We start from the raw sequence: 24,341 nt of genomic DNA on the forward strand, positions 1-24,341 counted from the left end.
TACTACGACGACGAGGACCCCTTCGACGTGCTGGTGCTCGTCGAGGACGCGACGTTTCCCGGCTGTGTCATCGAGGCCCGCCCCGTCGCGCTGATGAAGATGGACGACGACGGCGAGCAGGACGACAAGGTGATCGCCGTGCCGGTCGAGGACCCTCGCTACGATCACATCGAGGACCTCGAGGACATCCCCCAGCAGACGACCGACGAGATCGACGAGTTCTTCTCGACGTACAAGAACCTCGAGGAAGGCAAGGAGGTCGAAACCCTGGGCTGGGAGGACCGCGAGGCCGCCTACGACGCCATCGAGCACGCCCAGGAGCTCTACGAGGAGAACTTCTGATACGTCGGGGTAATTACTACCCCTCGATTGGATGTGTTATAATTATGGGTAATTATTTGGGTCATGACACCGTAGCTGGTCGTATGGCAGCACGCACACCGGCGGTCGGGATCGACCACCCGACGATCGTTCCGACGAACTTCGAGCCCGAGGAGTGCGCGTTCCGTGGGGGCGAGGGGGAATCTGACGATCGCTAATCGAGGCGTGAAACGAAGGTTCTTGTAGGGGACGCAAGTAGAGGTGGATATGGGTCTCTTCGATCGGATACGCGGCGGTGAAGACCTGCCACGTGTCGCGTTTATCGGTATCGACGGCGTTCCACACACGCTCCTCTCCGAGCACCCCGAGCAGTTCCCGAACTTCGCCGCGATCGCCGACGAGGGGACGGCAAGCGCGATCGAGAGCATCGTCCCGCCCGAATCGAGCGCCTGCTGGCCCTCCCTGACCACCGGACAGAACCCCGGCGAGACCGGCGTCTACGGTTTTCAGGACCGCGAGAACGGCTCCTATGACACCTACGTTCCGATGGGCCGGGACGTGCAGGCCACCCGCCTATGGGACCGCGTCACGGAGGACAGCCGGAAGGCGACGGTGATGAACGTTCCCGTCACGTTCCCGCCCCAACGCACCGTCCAGCGGATGGTCTCGGGCTTCCTCTCGCCCGGGCTCGACAAGGCAGCCTACCCCGACGAGTTGCGAGAAACGCTGTCGGGGATCGACTACCGGATCGACGTCAACGCGAAGCTCGGCCACGACGAGGACAAGACCGACTTCGTCGAGGACGCCCACGCGACGCTCGATGCCCGGTACGAGGCTTTCGACCACTACATCCGCGAGGACGACTGGGACCTCTTCTTCGGCGTCTTCATGACGACCGACCGGGTCAACCACTTCCTGTTCGAGGACTACGAGCGCGACGGCGAGTACTACGAGGAGTTCATGGAGTTCTACCGGAAGCTCGACGGGTACATCGGCAAGCTCCGCGAGAGCCTCGCCGACGACGTCACCCTCGTGATCGCGAGCGATCACGGCTTTACGACCCTCGACTACGAGGTCCACTGCAACCAGTGGCTCGCAGAGGAGGGGTGGCTCTCCTTCGAGGACGATGAGCACTCCGAGCTGAGCGACATCTCCTCGGACGCCCGCGCGTACTCGCTGATCCCCGGTCGCTTCTACATCAACCTCGAGGACCGCGAGCCACGGGGAAGCGTTCCCGAAGAGGAGTACGAGGCCGTCCGGGAGGAACTCAAAGCCGACCTCGAAGCGCTCGAGGGGCCAAACGGCGAGGCGGTCTGCGAGCGCGTCGTCGAGAAGGAGGACGCCTTCCGGGGCGACCACGACGACATCGCGCCCGATCTCGTGGCGATCCCGAACCACGGCTTCGACCTGAAGTCCGGCTTCAAGGGCCACGGCGAGGTCTTCGGAAAGGGCCCGCGAAACGGGATGCACAGCTTCGACAACGCGACGCTGCACGTCGACGGCGAGGCCGCAATCAACGACGCCAACCTCTTCGACATCGCGCCGACGATCCTCGACCTGATGGAGGTCGAGTACGACCGCGGGGAGTTCGACGGCGCGAGCCTCATCTGAGCGGGAAGCGACAGCCTACTTCAACCCTCGTCACGTAGGACGGGTATGCTCTATCGCGACCTCGACGGTAGCGAGGCCGAAAGCCCTGAAGACCTCCGCGAACAGTACGAAGCGGAGCTCGCCGAGGTACTCGAATCGGTCGGCGTCGAGGAGGCCGCCGCCGAAACGGGAATCGAGCGAGACAGGCTCGACGCGCTCGTCGCGGGCGAGGCGCCCGAGATCACCGTCGAGGAAGCTTGTGAACTCCTCGCGCTCTCCGAGGACGAGCCGGACGCCGAGATCGTTCGGGCAGAAGTCGAGGACCGTCTCTTACTAGGCATGACCACCGCCGTGCTCGACGTGGACACGATCGCCGCGAACATCCAGAGGGATCTCTCGGGCAAGGAGGTCCACCAGCGCGTCGAGGGCCGCGCGCCGATGACGCTCGCCGAGTACGCCGAGATCCACCAGTTCATCGGCGAGCGAAAGCGATGAGGGTCGCAATAGTGGGCTGTGGCTACGTCGGGCTGGAACTCGGCCGACAGCTCACCGCCCGCGGCCACGAGGTCTGGGGCGTCCGGCGCTCCGACGAAGGAATTACGGCGATCGAGGAGGCGGGATTTCGGAGTGTGCGGGCCGACCTCACCGACCTCGAGGCGCTCTCGCGCGTTCCGGACGCCGACGCGCTGGTCTTCGCCGCGAGTTCGGGCGGGCGTGGCGCGACGGCCGCCCGTGAGGTCTACGTCGAGGGGCTTCGGACCACCATCGAGCACTTCGCGGAACGTGCCGATCCCCCCGATCGTCTGGTTTATACCTCCAGTACCGGGGTCTACGGTGATCACGGCGGCGACTGGGTCGACGAACGAACCGAGATCGACCCGACCACCGAGAAGACACGCGTGCTTCGGGAGGCCGAGGAGATCGCGCTCGACTCGCTCATCACGGGGACCGTCGTGCGCTTTGCGGGGCTGTACGGCCCCGACAGGTATCGCCTCGAACGCTATCTCGAAGGGCCGGTCACCGAGGGGTACCTGAACATGCTCCATCGTGACGACGCCGCCGGGGTCGTCCGCTACCTGCTTGAGGAGGATCTCGTCCGCGGCGAGACGGTGCTGGCCGTCGACGACGAGCCCGTCGGCAAGTGGGGCTTTGCGGACTGGCTCGCAGACCAGTGTGACCTGCCCGAGCCGCCGAAGGAGACCAAAGAGGAGCGCCTCGCCGACGCCGAGCTCTCGGAGCCCGCCCGCCGGCGGATCCTCACGAGCAAGCGCTGCTCGAACGAGACGCTGCGTGAACTGGGCTACGAGTTCTCGTATCCGACGTTTCGGGAGGGGTATCGTGAGGCGGTCAAGGCCTATCCGAGCCGGTAGGACGGGCAGTATATCCCCCTCGCGCCGGTAGGGACTTCATGGCGACGGCAGACGGCACCTGGGCCTACCAGGACCGCTTCGGCGACGAGTTCGGCCGGACGTACTTCAGGCGCTTCGGCGACGGCGTGGTCTCCAGTCTCGGGCTCGGCACCTATCTCGGCGAGCCGACCGACGCGGTCGACGAACGGTATGAGGAAGCGATCACAACGGCGCTCGAAAGCGGCTGTAACGTGCTGGATACGGCGATCAACTACCGTCACCAGCGAAGCGAGCGGGTCGTGGGACGGGCACTCGAAGGGAGCGAGATCGACCGCGATGCGGTGCTCGTCGCGACGAAGGGTGGCTTTCTCCCGTTCGACGGTGAGCGTCCTGTCGATCCGGGCGCGTTCGTCCGAGAGGAGTACGTCGACCCGGGGATCGTCGCCCGCGAGGAGTTGGCGCGGGGCAGTCACTGCATCGCGCCGGACTTCATCGAGGACCAACTGGATCGGTCCCTCGAAAACCTCGGGATCGGGACGGTCGACCTGTACTACGTCCACAACCCGGAGACACAGTTGGAAGCCCGCTCGCGCGAGGCGGTCTACGATCAGTTGGAGGAAACGTTCGCCCGGCTCGAGGAGCGCGTCGCGGCAGGTGACCTCCGGTACTACGGGGTCGCGACGTGGGACGCCTTTCGGGTCCGGTCCGAACACGAGAACTTCCTCTCGCTGCCCGAGATCGCCTCGCGGGCCCGGTCGGCGGCCAAGGCGGCGGGAAACACCGCGACCCATCTCCGCGCCATCCAACTGCCCTTCAACGTCCACATGGCCGACGGGTTCACCGTCGCGGCCCACGAGGGGGCCGAGGGGGCCGAAAGCGCGCTCTGGTTCGCCCAGAAGGCGGGGCTGAACGCCTTCGCGAGCGCGAGCCTCGGACAGGGCCGGCTCGCTTCGGGGCTGCCGGAGGCGGTCGCCGAGCGATTGGAGGGTGAGTCGGCGGTCCAGAAAGCAATCAACTTCGCGCGCAGCGCGCCGGGGGTGACGAGCGCGCTGGTCGGGGCGAGCGATCGAGAACACGTCCGCGAGGACCTCGACGCCTGCCGGTTCGACCCCATGGGTGCCGACGCCTTCGATTCGGTGTTCGAGTGATCTCCCCGACGGCTCGACTCGACCGCGGAGACGGCAACCCCGACGCGTTCCGAAAGGGTTGCCACCGAGCCGCGTCTCGGTAGCGGTAGTGACCCGGAGCCGGCTGTTCGTCTCGTTGTGCTCGCTGGCGTTCCTCGTCAACCTCGTTCGCGTGGTCTACGCGCCGCTCGTCGAGCCGCTGCAAGCCGCCTTTTCGGTGGGGCCCGGTACCATCGGGCTGGTCGTCACCCTCGTGTGGACCGGTAGCGCGCTTCCCCGGATCCCGATCGGCTACCTCCTGACGATCGTCCCGCGCCACCGGGTCGTCCTGTTGGCGGGCGCGACCCTGACGATATCGTCGTTGCTCGCCACCTTTGCGAACTCCGTTCTCACGCTCGCGCTGGGTGCCTTTCTGATCGGGACCGCGACGAGCGGGTACTTCGTCGCCGCGAACCCGCTGATCAGCGAGCTCTACACCGGGCAGATCGGGCGGATGATCGGGATCCACGGCGCGGTGATCCAGGTGGCCGCCGTGATCGCCGCGCCGCTGGTGACGCTCGCGCTGTTGGTCTCCTGGCGGCTCGTCTTCGCCCTGATCGCGCTCGGAGCGCTCGTTGCGACGCTCGTGCTCTACCGGATCGCGAAACGGACCGACCTCCCCGTCGCGAGCGGGGTCGACCGCGATTTCCTGGGGGCGATCCGCGGCGAGTGGCGACTCATCGCGCTCGGGGTCGTGGTCTTCGGCGCGACGAGCTTCGTCTGGCAGGGCGTGTTCAACTTCTACCCCTCCTACATGGAGACCGCCCGCGGGTTCGATCCGGGGCTGTCGCGCAACCTGCTGACGGTGGCCTTCGCCGCCGGCGTGCCCGCCTTCTGGGTCAGCGGGAGCCTCGTCGACCGCCTCCCGACGCTGCCGTACCTGCTCGCTGTCATCGGCTCGTTCATCGTCTGTGTCCTGTTGTTGACGGTGACGAACGGCCTGCACGGGATCGTCGTCCTGAGCGCGATCCTCGGCTACGCCATCCACAGCATGTTCCCCGCGGCCGACACCTTCTTGCTCTCGTCGTTCCCCGACGAACACCGCGGCGGCGCGTACGCCACCTTCAGCGGCGGGATGATGTTCGGACAGGCACTCGGAAGCTGGTTCGTCGGGGCGCTCGTCGAGTACGGGATCCCCTACGATACGGTGTTCCAGGGGCTCGCGCTCGGGCTCGTGGTTCCCATCACGGCGGTGACGGTGTTGGGCGCGACGAACCGGCTTCCGGCCGCCATCGACGCGTAACCGCCCGCTTTTACCCGCTCGCCCGAAGGGCCACTCGATGGAGTACGTCCAAGAGCGGGTCACGACGCTCCACGACCTGACGGGTCACACCCCCGACGCGCCCGTCGACCGCGCCGCCGTCATCGTCCCGATGACCGACCGCGAATACGCCGGACACGCCCCCGAACGCACGCTTTCGGTACTCGAAGGCGTTTCGCCCGCCCGCGTGATCGTCCCGCTTCGCGCACCCGCCGAACGCGTTCCCGCCTTCAAGTTGTGGCTCTCGGGGTTCGACCTCGAGACGACCATGTTGTGGTGTAACGCGCCCGAGGTCGACCGCCTGCTCGCGGAGCACGGCGTCGACCGGAGGGCGGGCAAGGGGCGGGACGTCTGGCTCGCCCTCGGGCTCGCCGCCCGCGAGGAGTTCGTCGCGGTCCACGACGCGGACGTGGCGAGCTACGACGCCTCGCAGGTTCCCCGACTGCTCGCGCCCCTCGCACTCGACAACGAGTTCGCGTTCTCGAAGGGGTACTACGCTCGCGTCGAACGCGGCCGGCTCTACGGACGGCTGTTTCGGCTCCTCTACGAGCCGCTGGTCGCGACGCTCGCCGACCGCCACTCTCACCCGCTCCTCGATTACGTGGGTGCGTTTCGCTACGCGCTGGCCGGCGAGATGGGGTTTCGCGCCGACCTCGCGCGCGAACTCCGCCTCCAGCCGGCGTGGGGGCTCGAAACCGGGCTGCTCGGGGAGACCTTCTCGCTCGCCGGCTTCGAGGGGACCGTGCAGGTCGATCTGGGGGTTCACGAACACGACCACCGCGCGGTGAGTGGGCCCGGCGGACTCGCCGGCATGAGCGAGCACGTCGCGGGCGCGCTGTTTCGCGCGCTCGCCGAGCGGGGGGTCGACCCCGAGTTCGCGACGCTCCCCGAGCGCTACCGCGAGCGCGCGGTCGAGTTCGTCGAGAGCTACGCCGCCGACGCCGCGTTCAACGGCCTCGACTTCGATTCGGGGGCCGAACGCGCACAGGTCGACGCCTACGCCGAGGCGATCACACCCCCGAGGGGCGACGACCGCCTGCCCGCGTGGGCCGATATCGACCTCGAACCCGAGACGGTCGTGAACGCGAGCAGCCGGTCGATAGACGGATTGTAACTACCGCCGCTCGCGTTCGAGGCGCTCGCGTGCGTGCCCGATGCTCGAATCGAGCCGCGGGTCTTTGCTGAGTCGCCACTTCCCTTCCTCGTGTTCGACCCGTCCCGCCGATTCGAGGTCGGCCAACCGGTCGCCGACCGCCGCGGGAGCGCCGTCGAGCAGGTCGGCGATCCGCCCCGTGGTAGCCGGGTCGGCCTCGCGGACCGCAGTGAGGATCGCGGTGTCGTCCATACTGGGGGGACGGAAGTATGGACGAAAACCGTTTGGCTGGGGTTCTTTGTCCGGGCGGTCGATGGCCGGGTATGCTCACGGACGACGAACTCGCGGGGATCTGTGACCTCTTCGGCGCGCTCACGCGCGAGGAGCTCCGGGAGGCACGGAGCGAACTCGCCTTCCGGCGGGGACGGGAGGCAGGTCCCGAAGACCGGATCGAGGCGGCGATCGAGTCCTACGCGCTGGTCGAGTTCGACGGGCTGGTACTCGCGGGTCCGGCGGCGTTCCCGACGCTGCCCGAGGGCGCGGGCGACCTGCCCCACATCCTCGATGTCCCGGAACGCGAGGTCGACCGGGAGGCGCTCGGCGAGGCGGTGCTCGACAGGCTGTCGACGGAAGACGCGGCAATCGCCCGCGAGGTGAGCTACGACGTCGAGGCGTGGGCCCCGGTCGACGCGAGCCGCGCTCGCGACGGCGAGCAAGAACGGCTATAGTGCCGGGGCCGATAGACCAACCAATGGACCTCAGTCGGGTTCGGGAGCGGACGCCGCGACGGGTCACCGACGAGGACCGGGTCGCGGCGGTGCTCGTCCCCGTCGTTCGCCGGTCGGGCGAGCCACACCTGCTGTTCACCAAACGGGCTGACGACCTGCCGGACCACCCCGGTCAGATGAGCTTTCCCGGCGGCGGGCGCGAGACGTTCGACGCGGACATCTACGCGACCGCGCTGCGCGAGGGCCACGAGGAGATAGGGCTGCGCGAGAGCGAAGTCGAGTTCGTCGGCCAACTCGACGACATCCGGACGGTGACGGGCTACTCGATCACGCCCTTCGTCGTCGAGATCCCCGACCGGAGCTACGAACCGGACGACCGCGAGGTCGCAGAGATCGCCGTCCTCCCGATCGCGGGGCTCACCGCCGAGGCGAACCACGAACTCGAACGCCGCGAGCACCCCTACTACGGCGAGATCGTCATCCACTACTTCCACGTCGACGGATACACCGTCTGGGGGGCAACAGGGAGAATCCTCGTCCAGCTGCTCGAACTCGCTACCGAGTGGCGCGCGCCCGAACGCCTCGACCCCGAATCCTACGGGTAGTCGCGCGGAACGACACGCTTTTGCGGGCGAGCGCCCCTATCGGGTGTATGATCGAATCGACGGCAGACGGGCTCGCGGAGCGGTCCGCGGGCGGTCGCGTTCCGACCCGATCGTGAACCCCGGTTTGGAGGGGACGATGATGGACGGTGAGCGCGTCGCCCGGACGGGGATCGACGCCGCCGCGCTCAAACCCGCCGAGTGCGACGTCTCTCGGGGAGTCGACCTCCCCTTCGACACGCTCGTCATCGACTACGAGGGTCGGGACCACCTCCCCGACCGGCGCACGCTCGAAACGCTCGCCACCGAGACGGACGTGTATCTCACGACGCCCGTCCGCGCCGAGGGGTTCGACCCGCTGGGCGACGACTCGCTTCTGGACGAACTTCCCCGGAATACGAGAAGGGTGCTCGTTGCGGGCCACGGCGCCTATCTGAGCGAGGAGGAACGGGCGAAGCCGATCGCACCGCGGATGGGCGCGGCGACCGGGCACGCACCCGAGGCGTGGGTCGGCACCGAGGGCGTCGAGCGCCTCGCGCTCGCGACGGGCGCGCCGCAGTTCGAACTGCTCGGTCGTTCGACCGAGCGCGATCTCCGGGCGCTTCGGGCCGCGGGCTTCTCGGGCGAGGTCGCCGTCTACGCGCCGACCGTACTCACCGAAGACCCCGACGAGGTGCTCGACGCGCTGGGGGCGTACGTCGCCCGGCGACGGCCGGTCGCCCGAGCGCTGCCCGAGGGCGCGCCGACGGACGCGGACGCGACCGGCCGCGCCCGCGAGGTGCTGCTGGCCGCAAGCGACGACTTCGCGCTCGTGGGGCCCCCCGAAGCGGTTCGCGAGCGGGTCGAGGGACTCAAATCGGCCGGCGCGGACAGGGTCGTCGGCTACCCCGCTCGCGGGATCGAGGAGTTCCTGCCGGCGAACACGACACTCCGGTAGCCGCGACCGTGAGACGAATCGCGGTGATCGGCGCCGGTGCGGTCGGGCTGACCGCCGCCTTCGACCTCGCGACGGCGGGCGAGGACGTGACCGTCTTCGAGCGCGGCGCGGTCGCCACGGGCAGTACGGGCCGAGCGGCGGGCCTGCTCTACGACGCCTATGCCGAGGACATCGACGCCGCGATCGGCCGGCGAGCGATCGAGCGCTTCCGCGAGTTTTCGGGTTCGGGTGGTTTCGAGTTCCACGAGACGCCCTACGTCTGGTTCGCCCACACGGACGACGAGCGACGGGCCGGCGCGATCCGCGAGCAGGTCGTCGGGATGCGCGCGCATGGGGTCGACGTCGAACTCCTCGAAGACGGTCAACTCGCTGATCTCGCACCCGACCTCGACACCGCCGATATCGGTCTGGCGGCCGTTTCTCGCAACGCGGGCTGGACCGAACCGGCGACCTATGCGACGCTACTGGCCGAGCGGGCACGCGCGGCTGGCGCGGAGATCCGCACGTACACCCCCGTCTCGCTCGCCGAGGGCGGACTCCGGTCGACGGCGATTACGAACCGTTCGGGACGGTGGTCGTCGCGGCGGGCGCCCACACGAAACGGGTCCTCGAGGAAGCGGGCCGCCCGATCGCGATGAAACCCTATCGTGTGCAGGCGCTCGTCCTCGACGCCGCGCTCGAGACGCCGATGGGCTACGACGCGACCGCCGGGTTTTACTTCCGACCCCATCCCGACGGGCTGCTCGTGGGCGACGGCACCGAGGCGGTAGAGAGCGATCCCGACGAGTGGGACCGGGAGGCCGACGAGACGTTCGTCGCGTCGGCGCTCGCCCGGACGAGCGGCCGGTTCGACCTCCCGGAGTCGGCCGTCGAACGCGCGTGGGCGGGGCTGTGTACGGCGACGCCCGACGGAAACCCCTTACTCGGCTGGCTCTCCTCGGACCTGTACGTCGCGACGGGCTGGCAGGGCCACGGCTTCATGCGCGCGCCGGCGATCGGAGAACGGATCGCACGGGAACTGCGTGGCGGGTCGGGGATCGACGCCTTCGACCCGACGCGAGTCGACGGCGACGAGGAGTTCCCGATCGTCGAGGGGTCGTCGTTTTAGTTACCGCTCGGTTCGTCGCCGTCGTCGATCCCGTCCGGAGCGTCGCTTTCGGGCTCGTCGTCGGTGGACGTCTGGGCCCCGATGTCGATCGGCGCGCCGTCCTCGTCCTCGATCGTGACCGTCGTCGCCTCGTCGTCGCCCTTCGGGATCCGGACGTGAAGCGTGCCGGCGTCCTTCAGCGTCGCAGTGGCGCGCTCGGCGTCGATCGACGCGTCGTCGGGAAGCCTGATACGGCCGTCGAGCGAGAGGCCGCGGCCGGGCAGGCGCATCTCGAAGCCGTCATGGAACTCCCGGAACCGCTCCAGGCGAACGCGGACCTCGCCGTTGACGAAGCGCACCTGTACGTCGCCGGCCGACACCCCGGGCGCATCGAAGATCGCGAGGTAGGCCTCGTCGCTTTCGAGCAGGTCGACGGCGAGCGGTCGGGACTCCTGGACGCGGCTCGCGACCCGACCGACGCTTTCCGCGACGCGGTTGCCGACGGATCGGCCGATCTCCCAGACCTTCATGGTCACAGTTCGACGGCCTCCAGACAGTCGACGCCGCCGCAGTACGGGCACGCGAAGTCCTCGACCCCGACGTCATCGGGCATGTCGTAGGTGTAGTGGAGTTCGAACATATCGATTTCACAACCGTCGTCCGTACAGACGACTTCGAGCGTCGCGGGCATGAATACGTATAGCGGCGCGGCAACCATCAATGTCGTGGGTGGGGACTAAGTGTGCGCCTACCGACCGCTCGATATGCGAGTCGGGATCATTGCCGATACCCACGACAACGTCGCGGCGATCGAACGCGCGACCGATTTGTTTCGCGAACAAGGAATCGAGACCCTGATCCACTGCGGCGACTTCATCGCTCCGCCCGTCTTGCCCTTCTTCGAGGGATTCGAGCTCCATGGCGTACTCGGGAACAACGACGGCGAGGTCGCGGGCCTCGAATCGGGCTTCGAGGCGATCGGGGGCGAACTCCACGGACGCTTTGCCGACCTCGAACTCGGCGGGAAGCGTTTCGCGGTACTTCACGGCGAATCGAAGGAGGAGGTCGAGGGATACGCCGAATCGGGCGAGTACGACTACGTTTGCTACGGCCACCACCACGAGCGCGAGGAGCGGACGGTCGGCGACACGGTCGTACTCAACCCCGGCGCACACTTTCCGACCGTGCCCGAGGACCACCGGTCGATCGCGATCCTCGACACCGAGGGCGACGTCGAGTTCCATCGGGTATAACGGCTTTTGTCGCTCGGGGCGATAGGGAGGGTATGACCGACCCCTCCGAGCTCTCGGTGACGCTCGTCGACGGCTACGTCGACGAGCCGGCACACTTCGGGGTTCCACCCTATATCTCGACGTACCCGCGGTACACGGCCGGCGCGCTCGTCGACGCGGGCGTTCTCCCCGAGAACGTCACCTACCACACGATCGACGAACTGCGCGAAGAGAAGGGGAAGTGGCGCGACGTCGAGGACGCGGACCTCATGGTCTACATCGGGGGAATGACCGTCCCGGGGAGCTACGTCGGCGGCACGCCCGCCGAACCCGACGAAGTGAAGAAGCTCGCGTGGGTCTCTCGGGGGACCAGCCTGATGGGCGGGCCCGTGAAGTTCGGCGTCGGCGAGGAGAACGCCGGGGCACAGGACATGGAGCGAAAGGACCTCGACTATGACTTCGTCGCGAAGGGCGACGTCGAGGCCGCCGCCCACGACCTCGTGGAGTCGGGGCTCGAAGGGTTCAACAACCGGATGCGAGATAATAGAGAAATCGACCGCTGGGCGAGGGATGGTGCGTTCGTGATCGAACAGCACCCCAACCATCCCGACTACCTCATCTGTGAGATGGAGACCTCGCGGGGCTGTGCGTATCGGTGTTCGTTCTGTACCGAACCGCTGTACGGCGATCCCGCGTTCCGGAGCGCCGAGAGCGTGGTGAGCGAGGTCTCGAACCTCGCCGACCGGGGCGCCCGGCACTTCCGACTGGGCCGGCAGGCCGACATCCTCGCCTTCGGCGGCGACGGCGAGGCGCCCAACCCCGACGCTCTCAGGGAGCTTTACGGTGGCATCCGCGAGGCGGTGCCCGACCTCGAAACGTTACATCTCGACAACATGAACCCGGTGACGATCGTCGAGTACCCCGAGAAATCGCGTGAGGGGATCCGAATCATCGCCGAGCACAACACGCCCGGGGATACGGCGGCGTTCGGATTGGAGAGTGCGGACCCCGTCGTCCAGGAGGAGAACAACCTACTCGTCACCGCCGAGGAGTGTCTGGAGGCGGTGCGCGTGGTCAACGAGGAGGGCGGGTGGCGACCCGGGGAAAAACCGGGAACAGGGCCGTCGCACGGCGAGAGCGCGGGAAACCGTCTGCCGAAACTGCTTCCGGGGATCAACCTCGTCCACGGCCTGATGGGCGAGCGCCCGGAGACCTACGAGCACAACAAGCGCTTTCTCCACGACCTCTACGACGAGGGGTTGATGGTCCGCCGGATCAACATCCGGCAGGTGATGGCGTTTGCGGGCACGGAGATGGCCGAAACCGGTGCGGACATCGCCCGCGAGCACAAGGAACGGTTCAAGCCCTACAAGCGCGAGGTCCGCGAGGAGATCGACAACCCGATGTTGAAACGGGTCGCCCCCGCCGGCACCGTCTTGGAGGACGTCCACATGGAGTACCACGACGAGGGGACGACCTTCGGCCGACAGTTGGGTACCTACTCGCTGCTGATCGGGGTACCGGGCGAGTACGAACTGGGGAGTTCGATGGACGTGGCGATCGTGGATCACGGTTATCGATCGGTGACGGCGGTGCCGTACCCCCTCGACGTCAACGGCGCGACGATGAACGAACTGACCGCGGTGCCGGGGATCGGGAAGTCCACGGCGGGCGACATCGTCGTCGGACGGCCCTACGACTCGGCCCGCGAGGCCGGCGAGAAGGCGGGTGTGGACCTCTCGCGGTTCGCCTGATCACATGTAGCCGAGATCGCGCAGCCGCCCCATCAGGTCCTCCTTGTCCTGGGCGCGGCCCGCGCGCTCGGTCGTCCCGTCGAGGTCTTGGAGCCATGCGGGGCGGTCGTCGCTTCTCGCCGAGCCGCGCTCGCTGCCCAGCGAGCGAAACCCCTCGAAGTACTTGGGTCCCACCGGTAGGTCTGACGGCTCGACGCCCGGCGGGAGGTCGTCGTCGTCCTGTGGGACGTGACCCGAGGGATAGTTCCCGACCGCGTCCGGCACGACGTGGTTCCACATCGTGTCCCAAACGGCCCGCTCGTCGAACTGGAGGATCGAGTGGACCCGGTCGTGGGGTGGATACTTCTCCGAGTCGTGGCGCGGACTGAAGAACGTCTCGTCGGCCCGTGCTTCCTGTTCGTCCCAGCGCACGCCCGAGAAGACCCCGTCGAATCCTTTCTCGCGGATGATTCCGTTGAGCGCGACGGTCTTCAGCAGGTGGTTGCCCTCGTAGCTGTCGGCACTGAACGTGAAGGTCTCGCCCTCGTAGTCGAGTCGCTCGCGAAGCTCGCGGCGGGTCTCCTCGCCGAGCGCGTCGAGGGGGACCTCGTCGCCGGGGTCGGCATCCAGCGCCGCGAACTCCTCGTTTCGCGCGTAGACGAGATCGAGATCCCACTCGTCGGCCCACCGCTCGACGAACGCGCGCACATCGGGGAAATGCTCGAAGTGGTCGATGAAGACCACGGGCGGGAGTTCGAGGTCGAACTCGCGGGCAACCTCGCGGACGAAGTAGAGCACGAGCGTCGAGTCCTTCCCGCCGGTCCACATCACCGTCGGATTCCGATACTCCTTGAGGGCGACGTGGGTGATCTCGATCGCTTTGTCGATCTTCGCGTCGAGCGTCGGGTAGTCCGCGGGCCCCTCGCCCGCGCCGTCCGTGTACTCGATGTCGAGATACGTCGGGAATTCATCCATTACCGACCGGTGACGGGCCGAGGCGTAATTTATGTTGGCGATACCGTCTCCCGGTCGTAGCCCGGCAGGTCGCGCGAACAGGCGAGCAGGGGCGACGAGGCGGGGGCGAAAAACGCACGAACCGGTCGTCGGTTCAGTCGGCCGCGGCGGGCTGGGCCTCGACCCGATCGAGGACCGTCGAGAGCCACGCCGGCAGGTCGGCGGGATACCGAGCGGTGATCAGGTTGTCGTCGACGACACACTCCTCGTCGACGAACGTCGCGCCGGCGTTCTCGATGTCGACCTGGATCGCCCAGAAGCCGGTGGCTTCGCGATCCTCCAGAATATCGGCGCTGATCAGCAGCTGGGCGCCGTGACAGACCGACGCGATCGGCTTGCCGCTCTCGTCGAACTCCCGGACGAGGTCGATCGACTCCTCGGCCTCGATCCGGAGGTCCTCGGGAGCGTTGCCGCCCGGCACGACCAAGAGATCGTAGTCTGACTCGCTGGCGTCCGCGATGGAGAGGTCGGCGTCCATCTCCTCGCCGATCTTTCCCGTGACACTTTCGCCGTCGGGCGTGGCGATCTCCATCCCGATCCCCGCCTCCTGCAGGCGGTAGTACGGGTAGATCAGCTCGCTGTCCTCGAACCCGTCGGTGGTGACGATAAGCGCGTCCATAGCGCTCACAGGTATGGCCGCCAGCCACGAAACGTCCCAGGTAGCAATGGCGCGGTCTTTATACCGTTCTGCCACTATGTCTCCCGTTCGCACGCAACAATATCACCGTCGTTTATTCTCAAATGGATATATATTTCTCGAGTGCATAGATGCGGCGATGACGGAGACCGGCTTCGCGCCGCGGACGTACGAGGACATCCCCGAGGAGCATCGCCCGTCGCTCGGACAGGCGCTCGTCCCGGTCGTTGGAATGATCGCCTTTCTCCTGATTGGGTCGGTCGGGTTCGGGCTCGATCCGCACATGCCGCTGTTGTGGGGTTGTGTGCTGACCGGATTGGTGGGAAGATACTGGCTCGGCTACACGTGGGACGAGCTCTTCGAAGGGATCTCGGCCGGGCTGACGATGGGGATTCAGGCGCTTCTCATCCTCTTCGTGATCTACATGCTCATCCCCGTTTGGATCGGCTCGGGGACGATCCCCGGGCTGATCTACTACGGGCTGGGGTTGCTCACGCCGACCGTCTTCCTCCCGGCGGCCGCGCTGATCGCGGCCGTTTCCGCCTTCTCGATCGGGTCGTCCTGGACCACCGCCGCAACGTTGGGCGTTGCACTCATGGGAATCGGCGGGGGGCTCGGGGTGCCGGCACCGATGACCGCCGGAGCCGTGTTGACGGGCGCATACACCGGCGACAAGATCACGCCGCTTTCGGACACCACGAACCTCGCCGCCGCGGTGACGAACACCGACCTGATGGAACACGTCAACACCATGCGCGTCGGCACCGGGCTCGCACTGGTGATCGCGCTCGTGATCTACGCCGTCCTCGGGCTGCGGATTTCGGGGACCATCCCCACAGGGCAGGTCGAAACCATTCGGACGGGCATCCTCGCGGGCTACGACGTCTCCCCGCTCGTGTTCGTGCCGCTGGTCGCGACCTTCGGGCTCGCGCTTGTGGGCTATCCCGCGCTGCCGACGCTGGTCGGGGGCGTCTTCGCCGGCGTCGCGACCATGCTGTTGGTTCAGGGAACCGGCTTCGCGGAGGCATGGCAGATCGCCCAGGCCGGCACCGCGCCCGCGACGGGCACCGAACTAGTCGACGACCTGCTCGCAAGCGACGGACTGAACGGTTCCGCGTGGACGGTCTCGATCGTCGTCGTCGCCCTCTCGCTGGGTGGCCTGCTCGAAAAGACGGGGACGCTCGCCGCGCTCGCGAACGGGATCGAGGGGCTCATCGAGAGCGTCGCCGGGCTCACCGTCAGTACCGGCGTGATGGCCTTCGCGATGAACGGGCTCGCGGGCCAGCAGTACATGAGCATCGTCATCCCGTCGATGACCTTTCGGGGGGTCTACGAGGAGTTCGGCCTCGAGAGCAAGAACCTCTCGCGGGCCGTCGAGGCCGCCGGGACCACCACCAGCGTGCTGATCCCGTGGAACGCCGGCGGTGCGTTCATGACCGCGACCCTCGGGATCTCGCCGCTCGCGTACGGCCCGTACTACCTCTTGGGCTTCCTCTCGCCCGCGATCCTTTTCGTCATGGGGCTGACCGGCTGGGGGATCACCTACGAGGACGATTCGAGCGAGGATCGCGGACCGGCGCCGAAGCAAGCGCTCGCCGACGGCGACTGAGACCGCCGAGCCGACGAGATCGCGGCCGCCGCCATCAGAGCAAGCGGTTTCGGACCTTCGGGACGCGGTGTAGCTGGAAGGCTGGGAGCGGATCGCTGAGAGGATCGGCGGAAGGAAGCTAACGATCGCCCGCGAGCAAGCGACAGCGCGTGAGTGGTAGAGCGCTGAGTGATCGAAGGGAACGAAGCGCGCTTTTGGTGTAGGTTTTGCCGAGGGAGCGCACCGTAGGTGCGCGACCGCAGCGCAAAAGGTGCGTTCCTAGTACTTCGCCTCGGCGCCGGCCGTCTCGTAGACCCGATCCATGATCGCGTCGCGCTCGCGCTGCCAGCCCGCAAGCGCCGAGGGCCGATCCGGATAGCGCTCGTAGTGATTCAACAGCTCGTCGGCGACCCGCTTCGTCCTGTAGAAATCGAGGATCGTCCCCCAGTGGCCGAAGCTGTCCATCGCGGCCCGGAGTTTCAACTTCAGCCCGAAGTCCGTACTACCCGAATAGAGCGCTTCGGCCAGGTTTTCGCCGGGCAGCGAGGCGAGCAGGCTCGTCAGATCCGAGACGTCGCCGGCGGTCGCCATGATGTTGTAGACGTCGAGGGCGGCATACCGACCCCCGTAGTGGTCCATCACGCGCTCGTTGTAGTCCCACAGCATCGCCTCGCTCACGTCGCCGGCCTCTAGTGCGCGGATCGCCTGTTCGCCGGCGTATTCGCCGGCGTATGCGGCGCCGGCGATCCCGCCGCCGGTGGTCGGGTTGACGTGGCCCGCCGAGTCCCCGACGGCCATGAACCCGGGCGCGACCGCCGAGTCGTACGGTCTGCGGGTCGGCAGCGCGGCCCCGAGCTTGTCCTCGACTGTGGCACCCTCGAACTCCGGGCGGGTCGCCAGATCCGCCTTGAGGTCGTCGACCAGTTTCATCGGCTCCTCGTTCATCTGGAAGCCCACGCCGGCGTTGATCTCCGTCCCCGTTCGCGGGAAGTACCAGAGGTAGCCGGCGGCGCGCTTGGTCGGCTTGAAGACGAGCGCGTCCTTCCACTCGACTTCCTCCTCGACGTGGACGATCTCCCGGTAGGCCGAACAGAACTGCGAGTAGGTGACGTTCGTATCGAAGGTCGAGTTCGAGAGGTCGGCCTTGTCCTGCAGGATCGACAACGCGCCCGCCCCGTCGATGGTGAGGTCGGCCTCGACGGTGAGGCTCTCGCCCTTGCGGCGAGCCGTCACGCCCGCCACCCGAGTGCCGTCCTGAAGGACGTCCTGGACGACGGTGTCGTACGAGAACTCGACGCCCGCCTCGCTTGCCGCACGGAGCAGTGCCCTGCCGTACTCCCAGCGGTCGATCACCGCGAGTTCGCCCGGTACCGGGATCTCGAGGACGCTGTCGTGTTCGGGCAACTCGAAGCGACCGTGATCCACCTCCGTGTTGGTCATCGCGGGTTCGAGTGTGGATTTCGGGATCGCATCGGGGAACGCGTCCGCGCCCTTCAGCGCGTCCCCACAGGCTATGTGGCCCGCCTCCTCCTCGGTTTTGCGTTCGAGGACGAGCACGTCGTAGCCCGCGTTCGCGATCGTCGCCCCCGCATAACAGCCCGCCGTGCCGGCCCCCACGATGGCGACATCGCAGTCTCGTCTACTCATACCTCGACTGGCCGCGCGACGGGCAAAACACTTTATCTCCGGTCGTGTCGCCGACGGAACGACCGAATTCGACCTAAAGCGTTTTGCACGAGTTGGCTGTAGAACGGGTATGACGACCCACACCGTCGAGTTCGTCGGCACGGGGGAGACGATCGAGGTCACCGACAAGCAGACGATCCTCTCGCGGTGTCTCGAAGAGGGGATCGCCCAGGAATACTCCTGTCGGGTCGGGATGTGTCTCGCCTGTACCGCCGAGATCGTCGAGGGCGAGGTGACGCAACCTGCCGCCCGCGGGATCACCGAGGAGGAAAAAGAGCGCTTCGCGCTGACCTGCATGGCCCGTCCGCAGTCGGATCTAAAACTCGATCGCGGGAAGTATCCCCCGAGTATCGCCGCGGACGAGGGGGCGAACCACACCGTCAACGGCTCGGCCGTCGCCGACGACGATTAGTCGTCCTCCTGCCGGCGGATCGCTGCGACGGTGTTCTGGATGTACTTGATCGCCGTCGCGACCGACATCAGGCCCCCCATCAGCGACTGCTGGCTCGCGCCGTCGGCGTAGATGCGGTGTTCGAACTGGATCGAATCGAGGGTCGGGAATTCCGTCGAGGCCCCCTCCTCGTCGAGAAACGTATAAAATCCGGGTGTCGCCGCGAACACCGGCCCGATGCGCGCGAGCAGTTCGTAGCGCTGGTCGGGGTCGGCGACCACCGCCGCGGTGCGCTCGGTGTCGAACGCCGCCCGGCCGACGACCCGCAGCGGGCCCCACGTGTCCTCCTTGATCACGTTCAGCGGGATGTGCGAGAGGCGACACTGAACGCTGAACGACGCCTCGTTGTCCGTCGTCCGCTCGACGTCCTGAACCACGCGGTCGTCGAGCCACTTTTCGACCTGCTCGGCGGTGATGTCGTCGACCATGCCGAGCGTTCGCGGGCGAGCGGTATAGGGATCGGTGTTGCAGATGCCGTCCCGTCGCCCGGGCAAGGGCTAACCACCCGCGGTGCCTATTCGAACCATGGCACGGGTCGACCAGCTGTTCATCGCGCGGGAGGACTCGGCTCCGATGGAGTCGAGAGATTGGATCGAGGCCGTCGAGGGCGGGTTGGCGGGCGATCGCTACTGCACGGGCAAGGGGTACTACTCCCCGTTCGACGTCTGTGAGGTGACGCTGATCGCGGGCGAGGCGATCGACGAAATAGTGGACGAATTCGACATCGACCTCTCCGATGGTCGCCACCGCCGCAACGTCGTCACCCGCGGGGTCGAGGTCCACGATCTGCTGGGCACGACTTTTTCGGTCGGCGAGGCGACCCTGCGGGGAACGCGCCCGCGCCCGCCGTGCGCTCACGTCGAGCAGGTCGCCGGCGAGGAGGGCGTCGCCCGTGCGCTGAAGAACAAGCGCGGCGGGGTCTGTGCGGAGGTCGTCGATCCCGGTCGGATCGGGGTCGACGACGAAATCGAGGTGCTCGAACCCGACGCCCGGACGATGGGCCGGAAGATCGTCGACAGGCTGGGGTTCTAGTTCTCGGGAAAGATGCTCTCGGGAACGAACGCGGTGACGGTCCAGTTGGGCGCGTCGACGACCTCGCTGAGTTTCAGGTCGACCGCCGCCGAGCAGAGGATGTACGCCTCCCCGCGGGTCAGATCGCGCTCGCGTTCGAGGTGCTCGATCATGTGCAAGATAGCCAGCTTCGTCGCCTCCATCAGGTCGTCGCTGATCCCCGTCGTGCCGTACATCGGTTCGTCCTGGCCAGTGGCGGTAAACGGCCCCGTCGTCTCCAACTGGGGCTGAGCGAAGCCGGCGTCCTTCTTCAGACCGAACCGTGCGGTGACGAACATCGGCGCCTCGATTCCCGTCACACAGACCTCGCCGTCGCCCTGTGCGACGTGGCAGTCGCCGGTCGAAAATAACGCTCCCTCGACCTCGACGGGAAGATAGACCGTCGAACCGGCGGTCATCTGCTTGACGTCCATGTTCCCGCCAACGTCGCGCGGCGGGAGGGTGTCGTGCTCGCCCGGTTTGGCGGGCGCGGTGCCGATCGTCCCCGGGAACATGTCCACTGGGATCTCGATCCCGTCGACGAACTCGGCGGTCTCGTCATCCAGATCCCAGACGTGCAGTCCCGCCTCATCGAACTCCTCGGGCAGGAGTCCGAGCCCCATCTCGCCGGGCATAAAGCCCGTGAATCCCCAGCCCTTGTGCTCGAAGTCGAGCAGTTCGACGACCAGCGCGTCGCCTGGCTCGGCGCCCTCGATTTCGACGGGTCCCGTCAGCGGGTGGACCGGGTCGAAACTGGCGTTCGCGAGGTCCTCGACGTCCGAATCGGGGCCGACCTGCCCGTCGAGGGCGTCCCGGCACTCGAAGCGCACGACTTCGCCCGGTTCGACGGTCAGCACGGGATCGAGGGAGTTGTCCCACGCGTTGTGGATGTTTCCGTCGGCGTCGCTCAGTTCGTGGTCGACCTCGTAGTCGTCAGATGTCATGACAACGGGTTCCACGCGCGGACGGGCGATAAAGTCACGTGTGGCGGCGAGCGGGATCGGCGGACGGACCGGGGCGATCCCGTTCTACCGGAAGTGACGAGTTCGATACAGCGCGGATGGCGAGTATTTATAAATCACGGTACGGTGGACCAAGGCATGGAAGAGAGCACGACCAGACGGCGGTTTTTGACGGCAGTGGGCACGACGGCGACGGGAATCGGGTTCGCCGGGACGGCAAGCGCCTCGGACACCTCGAGGGGAACGAGTGCGCGGTAGGCGGCGTTCAACGTGATCGAACTGGAGACCGAGCAGGTCCAGCAGCCGGGCGACGAGCAGGCCGAGGCCGCCGCTCGAATCGTTCAGGAGGTCCGCCCGGACGTGCTCGTCGTCAACGAACTCACCAACGACCTTCAGGAGGGGAAGTACACCGACACCGCAAACATCGACGCGTTCGTCGAGAACTACCTGAGCGTGCCCCAGTGCGAGCACTTAGAGGGGATCGAGTATCCCCACACGCTCCAGCCCGCGAGCAACACGGGCGTCCTCCCCGACGAGGCGTTCGACTTCAACAAGGACGGACGGGCTGGCGAGCGGCCGGGCGACGCCTACGGCTTCGGCGAGTATCCCGGTCACTACGCCTTCGCCATTGCGAGTCGCCATCCCATCGACGAGAACGGCATCAGGAGCTTCCGGAAGTTCCGCTGGGCGGACATGCCGAACAACTTGCTCCCCGTCGAGGGCGACGACGTCGACGAGGACGGGCTCTATCTGACCGAGGAGGAGACCGATGTCTATCGGCTGTCCTCGAAGACCCACATCGACGTGCCGATCTGTGTCGGGGGCGAGACGGTCCACGGCCTGTTCGCCCACCCGACGCCGCCGACGTTCGACGGGGAGAACAACTTCAACGGCCGGTGGAACCACGACGAGGTCCGTTTCTTCGCGGACTACGTCGCCGGCGAGGAGTACGTCTACGACGACGGCGGCACCGCCGGCGGGCTCGACGACGACGCCTCGTACGTACTGCTGGGCGACATGAACGCGGCCCCCAACGGGGACCGTCCCCTCGACCCCGCCGGGGAGTTCCTCCTCGAGAACGACGATTTCGATACTGAACGGCTTCCGACGAGTCCGGGCGGCGCCCAACGCGGCAATCGGTACGCGACGCGGTTCGGCGGCGACATCGAGGGCGTCGTCGAGCAGATCGACTACGTGCTTCCGTCGCCGGACCTCTCGGTTCGGGATTCGGCGGTGGTCTGGCCGAGCGAGGGCTCCGACGAACGGGGCCTCCTCTCGGACGTCCGTACCGCCTCCGACCACCGGCTCGTCTGGGCCGACATCGAGGCCTGACCCGCGAGGGACGGCGAGGCCGTCAGGCCAACGGGAGCACCGTCGACAGGACGAGGACGACGACGAGCCCCATGACCGAGATGAGCGTCGTCACCACGGTCCACGTCTTCAGCGTCTCGGCCTGTGTCAGCCCGCAGATCTCCTTGACGAGCCAGAACCCGCTGTCGGGGTACCACGAGAAGATGTTCCCGCCCGCGCCGATGACCATCACGAGATACACCGGATTGACCGAGAGGCCGCTCGCCAGCGGCGCCATGATCCCGGCGGTGGTGAGCATGGCGACCGTGGCCGACCCCTGCGCGATCCGGATCGCGGCCGCGATCAGCCACGCCGTGACCAGGAGGCCGATCCCGATCTCTTGGAGTCCGCCGGCGAGGTAGTCGCCGATGCCGGCCGTCGCGAGCATGCCGCCAAAGGCGCCGCCCAGACAGGTGATCGCGGCGATGTGACCGCCGTCGCGCAGCGCATCAACGACCTCCTCGGCCCACTCATCGCGTGGGAGGTTATCGTAGCGATAGAAGGTGTAGGCCGCGACCAGCGCGGCGGCGGTCAGCGCGAGGCTCGGGGCGCCGAGAAGCGTCGTGGTGGCGGCGACGGGGCCCGACTCGAGCCCGAGTAGGTTCGAGGTGACCGTCCCCGACATCACCAGTACCACCGCGACGAGGATCGGCAGGGCCGATTCGAGGAACCCGGGGAGGTCGCCGGACGATCGCTCTGCGACCTCGTTGAGCTCGTCGACGTCGGTTCCCATCGCCTCCCGGAGCGGGATGTCAAGCCGGCGGTTGATCCACCGGCCGTACCCGACGCCGGCGACCGCGGCCGTGGGGATGGCGACGGCGAGTCCGACGGAGATGGTGAGCCCGAGACCGGCACCGGGGATCTGATTCGCGACCGCGAGGGGGCCGGGCGTCGGCGGGACGAACACGTGAGTCGTCGCCGCGCCGGCACCGACGACGACGATGTACAACGGGTAGTTCTTCCCGACGCTCGCACGCATCGAACGCGCAAGCGGCGCGAGCAGGTAGAAGACGTTGTCGAAGAACACCGGGATCGCGAGGAAGGAACTGCTCCCCCACAGCGCGATGTCGGCGTTGTCCCGACCGAGAACGCCCGTGAACCCGCGGACGATCCGCTGGGCTGCCCCGCTTTCCATCATCGATTTGCCGATCACCGCGGCCATCAGGATCGGGATCCCGATTCCGGCCATCTCCTCGCCGAAGGCCGTGACGATCTGCTCGGGGATCGCGGAGGGGGCGACCTGGGGCGTCACGAGCCCGACGACGAACGACGCCACGAGCAGGCCGAACACCGCCGGCAGGTCGAGATACGCGAGCAGGAAGATCACGACGGCGATGCCGGCGAGAAACGATACCAATGGACTGTGTGGATAGACCATGTCTCGCTTCCCAGAACCCCGACGAGAGACTTGAACATTGTGAAGAAAAGTTATTAACGGAAAAAATATAGATATAACATGAACGAATGTTAATGAAGTTGGCGTTAAACCTCCATTTTATCAACGCATGTGTCAGTACTCGGTTCCGAGCGGACTTCGATACGCGGAAACAGCGGTGGCCCCCGGTCGGTCAGCGTATGGGGGACGCGCCCTCGAACGGCGTCTTCTCGGTAGCTTGGTTTCGGCTTCAGGCCTCGTCGAACAGCTCCTCGCCGGCGACCATGTGCTCGGAGACCGTATCGAGGTCGAGGGTGGGGCCGAGGCCCGGCTCCTCGGGGACCTCGATATAGCCCTCCTCGATGACGCTCTCCTCGACGAGGTCCTCCCACCAGTCGAGCTGGTAGGAGTGGTACTCCACCGCCAGGGAGTTGGGAATCGCGGTGGCGACGTGGGCGCTCGCCATCGTCGCCACAGGGGAAGAAACGTTGTGCATCGCGATGGGCATGTAGTAGGTGTCGGCGAGGTCCGCGATCTTGCGGGTCTCGCGCATCCCGCCGACCTTCGGCAGGTCGGGCGCGAGGATGTCGACGGCCTGCTCGTCGACGAGCCGGCGCTGGCCGTGTTTGCGATAGACGTTCTCGCCGGCGGCGATCGGCGTCGAGGTGTGCTGGGTGACCTCGCGCTGGACGTCGTGGTTCTCCGGGGGCACGGGGTCCTCGAGCCACCAGATGGGGTACTCCTCCAATCGGGCGGCCAGCCGTTTCGCGCTCCCGCCGGTAAAGGACCAGTGACAGTCGAAGGCGACGTCCGCGCGGTCGCCGACGCGGTCGGTGACCTCCTCGACGATCTCGACCTTGTGGTCGATCTCCCGGTCGCTGAGGTGGCGGTTCGCGCGGTCCTTCTCGTGGCCCGAGGGGACGTCGAGGTCGAACTTCAGGGCGTCGTAGCCGAGTTCGTCGACGACGCGCTCGGCCTCGTCGGCGTTCGACGCGGCCTCGCTCTCGTCGCCGGCGTGACAGTCACAGTAGACGCGAACCTCGTCGCGGTACTTGCCGCCGAGAAGCTGGTAGGCTGGTACGTCGAGGATCTTGCCTGCCACGTCGTGGAGCGCGACCTCGATCCCCGA

At 67.0% G+C, this 24,341-nt stretch carries 27 protein-coding genes and 1 pseudogene; 18 read left to right on the top strand and 10 right to left on the bottom strand.

The window, feature by feature from the left end:
- From EAO80_RS09230 to EAO80_RS09260, 7 genes are all read left to right on the top strand, one after another.
- On the top strand, positions 1–342 hold a 342-nt coding region (locus EAO80_RS09230; RefSeq protein ID WP_162993944.1), incomplete at its 5' end, for an inorganic diphosphatase.
- A gap of 246 nt (positions 343–588) precedes the next feature.
- Positions 589–1,932, top strand: coding sequence for an alkaline phosphatase family protein (locus EAO80_RS09235; protein ID WP_122089629.1), 1,344 nt, complete (start codon positions 589–591; stop codon positions 1,930–1,932).
- Between the two features lie 45 nt (positions 1,933–1,977).
- Positions 1,978–2,406 carry a DUF5791 family protein gene (locus EAO80_RS09240; RefSeq protein WP_122089630.1) on the top strand — a complete coding sequence of 143 codons (429 nt, stop codon included), beginning with the start codon at positions 1,978–1,980 and terminating at the stop codon, positions 2,404–2,406.
- Positions 2,403–3,281 carry an SDR family oxidoreductase gene (locus EAO80_RS09245; RefSeq protein WP_122089631.1) on the top strand — a complete coding sequence of 293 codons (879 nt, stop codon included), beginning with the start codon at positions 2,403–2,405 and terminating at the stop codon, positions 3,279–3,281. The genes EAO80_RS09240 and EAO80_RS09245 overlap by 4 nt, the downstream gene beginning before the upstream one ends.
- A gap of 38 nt (positions 3,282–3,319) precedes the next feature.
- Entirely contained in the window at positions 3,320–4,408 is a 1,089-nt protein-coding gene (locus EAO80_RS09250; RefSeq protein ID WP_122089632.1) for an aldo/keto reductase, read from the top strand.
- A gap of 88 nt (positions 4,409–4,496) precedes the next feature.
- Entirely contained in the window at positions 4,497–5,669 is a 1,173-nt protein-coding gene (locus EAO80_RS09255; RefSeq protein WP_122089633.1) for an MFS transporter, read from the top strand.
- A 37-nt stretch (positions 5,670–5,706) separates the two neighbouring features.
- On the top strand, positions 5,707–6,801 hold the full coding sequence (locus EAO80_RS09260) for a glycosyltransferase family protein (protein WP_122089634.1): 1,095 nt from the start codon (positions 5,707–5,709) through the stop codon (positions 6,799–6,801).
- Here EAO80_RS09260 and EAO80_RS09265 read toward each other — a convergent pair whose 3' ends face one another.
- Positions 6,802–7,032: a hypothetical protein gene (locus tag EAO80_RS09265; protein WP_122089635.1), complete on the bottom strand. Its 231-nt coding sequence runs from the start codon at positions 7,030–7,032 to the stop codon at positions 6,802–6,804.
- Positions 7,033–7,103: 71 nt separating this feature from the next.
- On the opposite strand from EAO80_RS09265, the gene EAO80_RS09270 reads away from it, so the two are divergent.
- The 4 genes and pseudogenes from EAO80_RS09270 (at position 7,104) to EAO80_RS21010 (ending at position 10,155) form a co-directional block, all read left to right on the top strand.
- A complete protein-coding gene (locus tag EAO80_RS09270; protein ID WP_122089636.1) occupies positions 7,104–7,508 on the top strand; it encodes a DUF7109 family protein in 405 nt (134 codons plus the stop codon).
- A gap of 23 nt (positions 7,509–7,531) precedes the next feature.
- The gene (locus tag EAO80_RS09275) at positions 7,532–8,113 is read left to right on the top strand and encodes an NUDIX hydrolase (RefSeq protein ID WP_122089637.1); all 582 of its coding nucleotides are present in this window, start codon (positions 7,532–7,534) and stop codon (positions 8,111–8,113) included.
- A gap of 136 nt (positions 8,114–8,249) precedes the next feature.
- The gene (locus EAO80_RS09280) at positions 8,250–9,047 is read left to right on the top strand and encodes a DUF7388 family protein (RefSeq protein ID WP_122089651.1); all 798 of its coding nucleotides are present in this window, start codon (positions 8,250–8,252) and stop codon (positions 9,045–9,047) included.
- 8 nt (positions 9,048–9,055) lie between these two features.
- Positions 9,056–10,155, top strand: a pseudogene (locus EAO80_RS21010) (NAD(P)/FAD-dependent oxidoreductase).
- On the opposite strand, the gene EAO80_RS09290 reads toward EAO80_RS21010, so the two are convergent.
- The gene (locus EAO80_RS09290) at positions 10,152–10,664 is read right to left on the bottom strand and encodes an Hsp20/alpha crystallin family protein (RefSeq protein ID WP_162993945.1); all 513 of its coding nucleotides are present in this window, start codon (positions 10,662–10,664) and stop codon (positions 10,152–10,154) included. The pseudogene EAO80_RS21010 and the gene EAO80_RS09290 sit on opposite strands and share 4 nt — an antisense overlap.
- A gap of 2 nt (positions 10,665–10,666) precedes the next feature.
- Positions 10,667–10,825 carry a DUF7559 family protein gene (locus EAO80_RS19675; protein ID WP_162993946.1) on the bottom strand — a complete coding sequence of 53 codons (159 nt, stop codon included), beginning with the start codon at positions 10,823–10,825 and terminating at the stop codon, positions 10,667–10,669.
- A 73-nt stretch (positions 10,826–10,898) separates the two neighbouring features.
- Here EAO80_RS19675 and EAO80_RS09295 point away from each other — a divergent pair, with 73 nt between their 5' ends.
- Positions 10,899–11,387 carry a metallophosphoesterase gene (locus tag EAO80_RS09295; protein ID WP_122089639.1) on the top strand — a complete coding sequence of 163 codons (489 nt, stop codon included), beginning with the start codon at positions 10,899–10,901 and terminating at the stop codon, positions 11,385–11,387.
- A gap of 32 nt (positions 11,388–11,419) precedes the next feature.
- The gene (locus EAO80_RS09300) at positions 11,420–13,120 is read left to right on the top strand and encodes a radical SAM protein (RefSeq protein ID WP_122089640.1); all 1,701 of its coding nucleotides are present in this window, start codon (positions 11,420–11,422) and stop codon (positions 13,118–13,120) included.
- On the opposite strand, the gene EAO80_RS09305 is transcribed toward EAO80_RS09300, so the two are convergent.
- Together EAO80_RS09305 and EAO80_RS09310 are read right to left on the bottom strand one after the other, a co-directional pair.
- Positions 13,121–14,074, bottom strand: a complete 954-nt coding sequence (locus EAO80_RS09305) for a phosphoadenosine phosphosulfate reductase family protein (RefSeq protein WP_122089641.1) — start codon at positions 14,072–14,074, stop codon at positions 13,121–13,123.
- 133 nt (positions 14,075–14,207) lie between these two features.
- A complete protein-coding gene (locus EAO80_RS09310) occupies positions 14,208–14,732 on the bottom strand; it encodes a type 1 glutamine amidotransferase domain-containing protein (protein ID WP_122089642.1) in 525 nt (174 codons plus the stop codon).
- A gap of 157 nt (positions 14,733–14,889) precedes the next feature.
- Here EAO80_RS09310 and arcD point away from each other — a divergent pair, with 157 nt between their 5' ends.
- A complete protein-coding gene (gene arcD, locus EAO80_RS09315; protein ID WP_122089643.1) occupies positions 14,890–16,359 on the top strand; it encodes an arginine/ornithine antiporter ArcD in 1,470 nt (489 codons plus the stop codon).
- Positions 16,360–16,617: 258 nt separating this feature from the next.
- Here arcD and EAO80_RS09320 read toward each other — a convergent pair whose 3' ends face one another.
- On the bottom strand, positions 16,618–17,985 hold the full coding sequence (locus tag EAO80_RS09320; protein ID WP_122089644.1) for a geranylgeranyl reductase family protein: 1,368 nt from the start codon (positions 17,983–17,985) through the stop codon (positions 16,618–16,620).
- A gap of 109 nt (positions 17,986–18,094) precedes the next feature.
- Here EAO80_RS09320 and EAO80_RS09325 point away from each other — a divergent pair, with 109 nt between their 5' ends.
- Positions 18,095–18,436, top strand: coding sequence for a 2Fe-2S iron-sulfur cluster-binding protein (locus tag EAO80_RS09325; protein WP_122089645.1), 342 nt, complete (start codon positions 18,095–18,097; stop codon positions 18,434–18,436).
- Here EAO80_RS09325 and EAO80_RS09330 read toward each other — a convergent pair.
- Positions 18,433–18,969, bottom strand: a complete 537-nt coding sequence (locus tag EAO80_RS09330; RefSeq protein ID WP_368280527.1) for a hypothetical protein — start codon at positions 18,967–18,969, stop codon at positions 18,433–18,435. The two genes, EAO80_RS09325 and EAO80_RS09330, sit on opposite strands and share 4 nt — an antisense overlap.
- Before the next feature lie 31 nt (positions 18,970–19,000).
- Here EAO80_RS09330 and EAO80_RS09335 point away from each other — a divergent pair, with 31 nt between their 5' ends.
- Complete coding sequence (locus EAO80_RS09335) at positions 19,001–19,507, top strand: MOSC domain-containing protein (RefSeq protein WP_122089647.1); 507 nt, start codon at positions 19,001–19,003, stop codon at positions 19,505–19,507.
- On the opposite strand, the gene EAO80_RS09340 is transcribed toward EAO80_RS09335, so the two are convergent.
- Positions 19,504–20,469: an acetamidase/formamidase family protein gene (locus EAO80_RS09340; protein WP_122089648.1), complete on the bottom strand. Its 966-nt coding sequence runs from the start codon at positions 20,467–20,469 to the stop codon at positions 19,504–19,506. The genes EAO80_RS09335 and EAO80_RS09340 overlap by 4 nt on opposite strands.
- A gap of 156 nt (positions 20,470–20,625) precedes the next feature.
- Here EAO80_RS09340 and EAO80_RS19680 point away from each other — a divergent pair, with 156 nt between their 5' ends.
- A complete protein-coding gene (locus EAO80_RS19680) occupies positions 20,626–20,745 on the top strand; it encodes a twin-arginine translocation signal domain-containing protein (protein ID WP_162993947.1) in 120 nt (39 codons plus the stop codon).
- Between the two features lie 12 nt (positions 20,746–20,757).
- A complete protein-coding gene (locus EAO80_RS09345) occupies positions 20,758–21,819 on the top strand; it encodes an endonuclease/exonuclease/phosphatase family protein (protein ID WP_122089649.1) in 1,062 nt (353 codons plus the stop codon).
- A gap of 22 nt (positions 21,820–21,841) precedes the next feature.
- Here EAO80_RS09345 and EAO80_RS09350 read toward each other — a convergent pair whose 3' ends face one another.
- Positions 21,842–23,215 (bottom strand): GntP family permease, encoded by a 1,374-nt coding sequence (locus EAO80_RS09350; RefSeq protein WP_122089650.1) that lies wholly within the window; start codon positions 23,213–23,215, stop codon positions 21,842–21,844.
- Between the two features lie 247 nt (positions 23,216–23,462).
- Positions 23,463–24,341: mandelate racemase/muconate lactonizing enzyme family protein (locus EAO80_RS09355; protein WP_162993948.1), on the bottom strand; the 879-nt coding region annotated here is incomplete at its 5' end.

It is taken from the genome of Halalkalicoccus subterraneus (assembly GCF_003697815.1).
In the GTDB taxonomy this organism is placed as follows: domain Archaea; phylum Halobacteriota; class Halobacteria; order Halobacteriales; family Halalkalicoccaceae; genus Halalkalicoccus; species Halalkalicoccus subterraneus.

Bases quoted from the DNA above. Each gene is read 5' to 3' on its own strand.
- EAO80_RS09245 (WP_122089631.1), top strand. From the start codon at position 2,403: ATGAGGGTCGCAATAGTGGGCTGTGGCTACGTCGGGCTGGAACTCGGC.
- EAO80_RS09305 (WP_122089641.1), bottom strand. From the start codon at position 14,074: ATGGATGAATTCCCGACGTATCTCGACATCGAGTACACGGACGGCGCG.
- EAO80_RS09250 (WP_122089632.1), top strand. From the start codon at position 3,320: ATGGCGACGGCAGACGGCACCTGGGCCTACCAGGACCGCTTCGGCGAC.
- EAO80_RS09280 (WP_122089651.1), top strand. From the start codon at position 8,250: ATGATGGACGGTGAGCGCGTCGCCCGGACGGGGATCGACGCCGCCGCG.
- EAO80_RS09290 (WP_162993945.1), bottom strand. From the start codon at position 10,664: ATGAAGGTCTGGGAGATCGGCCGATCCGTCGGCAACCGCGTCGCGGAA.
- EAO80_RS09335 (WP_122089647.1), top strand. From the start codon at position 19,001: ATGGCACGGGTCGACCAGCTGTTCATCGCGCGGGAGGACTCGGCTCCG.
- EAO80_RS09320 (WP_122089644.1), bottom strand. From the start codon at position 17,985: ATGAGTAGACGAGACTGCGATGTCGCCATCGTGGGGGCCGGCACGGCG.
- EAO80_RS09235 (WP_122089629.1), top strand. From the start codon at position 589: ATGGGTCTCTTCGATCGGATACGCGGCGGTGAAGACCTGCCACGTGTC.
- EAO80_RS09275 (WP_122089637.1), top strand. From the start codon at position 7,532: ATGGACCTCAGTCGGGTTCGGGAGCGGACGCCGCGACGGGTCACCGAC.
- EAO80_RS09265 (WP_122089635.1), bottom strand. From the start codon at position 7,032: ATGGACGACACCGCGATCCTCACTGCGGTCCGCGAGGCCGACCCGGCT.
- EAO80_RS19680 (WP_162993947.1), top strand. From the start codon at position 20,626: ATGGAAGAGAGCACGACCAGACGGCGGTTTTTGACGGCAGTGGGCACG.
- EAO80_RS09310 (WP_122089642.1), bottom strand. From the start codon at position 14,732: ATGGACGCGCTTATCGTCACCACCGACGGGTTCGAGGACAGCGAGCTG.
- EAO80_RS09240 (WP_122089630.1), top strand. From the start codon at position 1,978: ATGCTCTATCGCGACCTCGACGGTAGCGAGGCCGAAAGCCCTGAAGAC.
- EAO80_RS09300 (WP_122089640.1), top strand. From the start codon at position 11,420: ATGACCGACCCCTCCGAGCTCTCGGTGACGCTCGTCGACGGCTACGTC.
- EAO80_RS09260 (WP_122089634.1), top strand. From the start codon at position 5,707: ATGGAGTACGTCCAAGAGCGGGTCACGACGCTCCACGACCTGACGGGT.
- arcD (WP_122089643.1), top strand. From the start codon at position 14,890: ATGACGGAGACCGGCTTCGCGCCGCGGACGTACGAGGACATCCCCGAG.
- EAO80_RS09295 (WP_122089639.1), top strand. From the start codon at position 10,899: ATGCGAGTCGGGATCATTGCCGATACCCACGACAACGTCGCGGCGATC.
- EAO80_RS09325 (WP_122089645.1), top strand. From the start codon at position 18,095: ATGACGACCCACACCGTCGAGTTCGTCGGCACGGGGGAGACGATCGAG.
- EAO80_RS09270 (WP_122089636.1), top strand. From the start codon at position 7,104: ATGCTCACGGACGACGAACTCGCGGGGATCTGTGACCTCTTCGGCGCG.
- EAO80_RS19675 (WP_162993946.1), bottom strand. From the start codon at position 10,825: ATGCCCGCGACGCTCGAAGTCGTCTGTACGGACGACGGTTGTGAAATC.
- EAO80_RS09350 (WP_122089650.1), bottom strand. From the start codon at position 23,215: ATGGTCTATCCACACAGTCCATTGGTATCGTTTCTCGCCGGCATCGCC.
- EAO80_RS09340 (WP_122089648.1), bottom strand. From the start codon at position 20,469: ATGACATCTGACGACTACGAGGTCGACCACGAACTGAGCGACGCCGAC.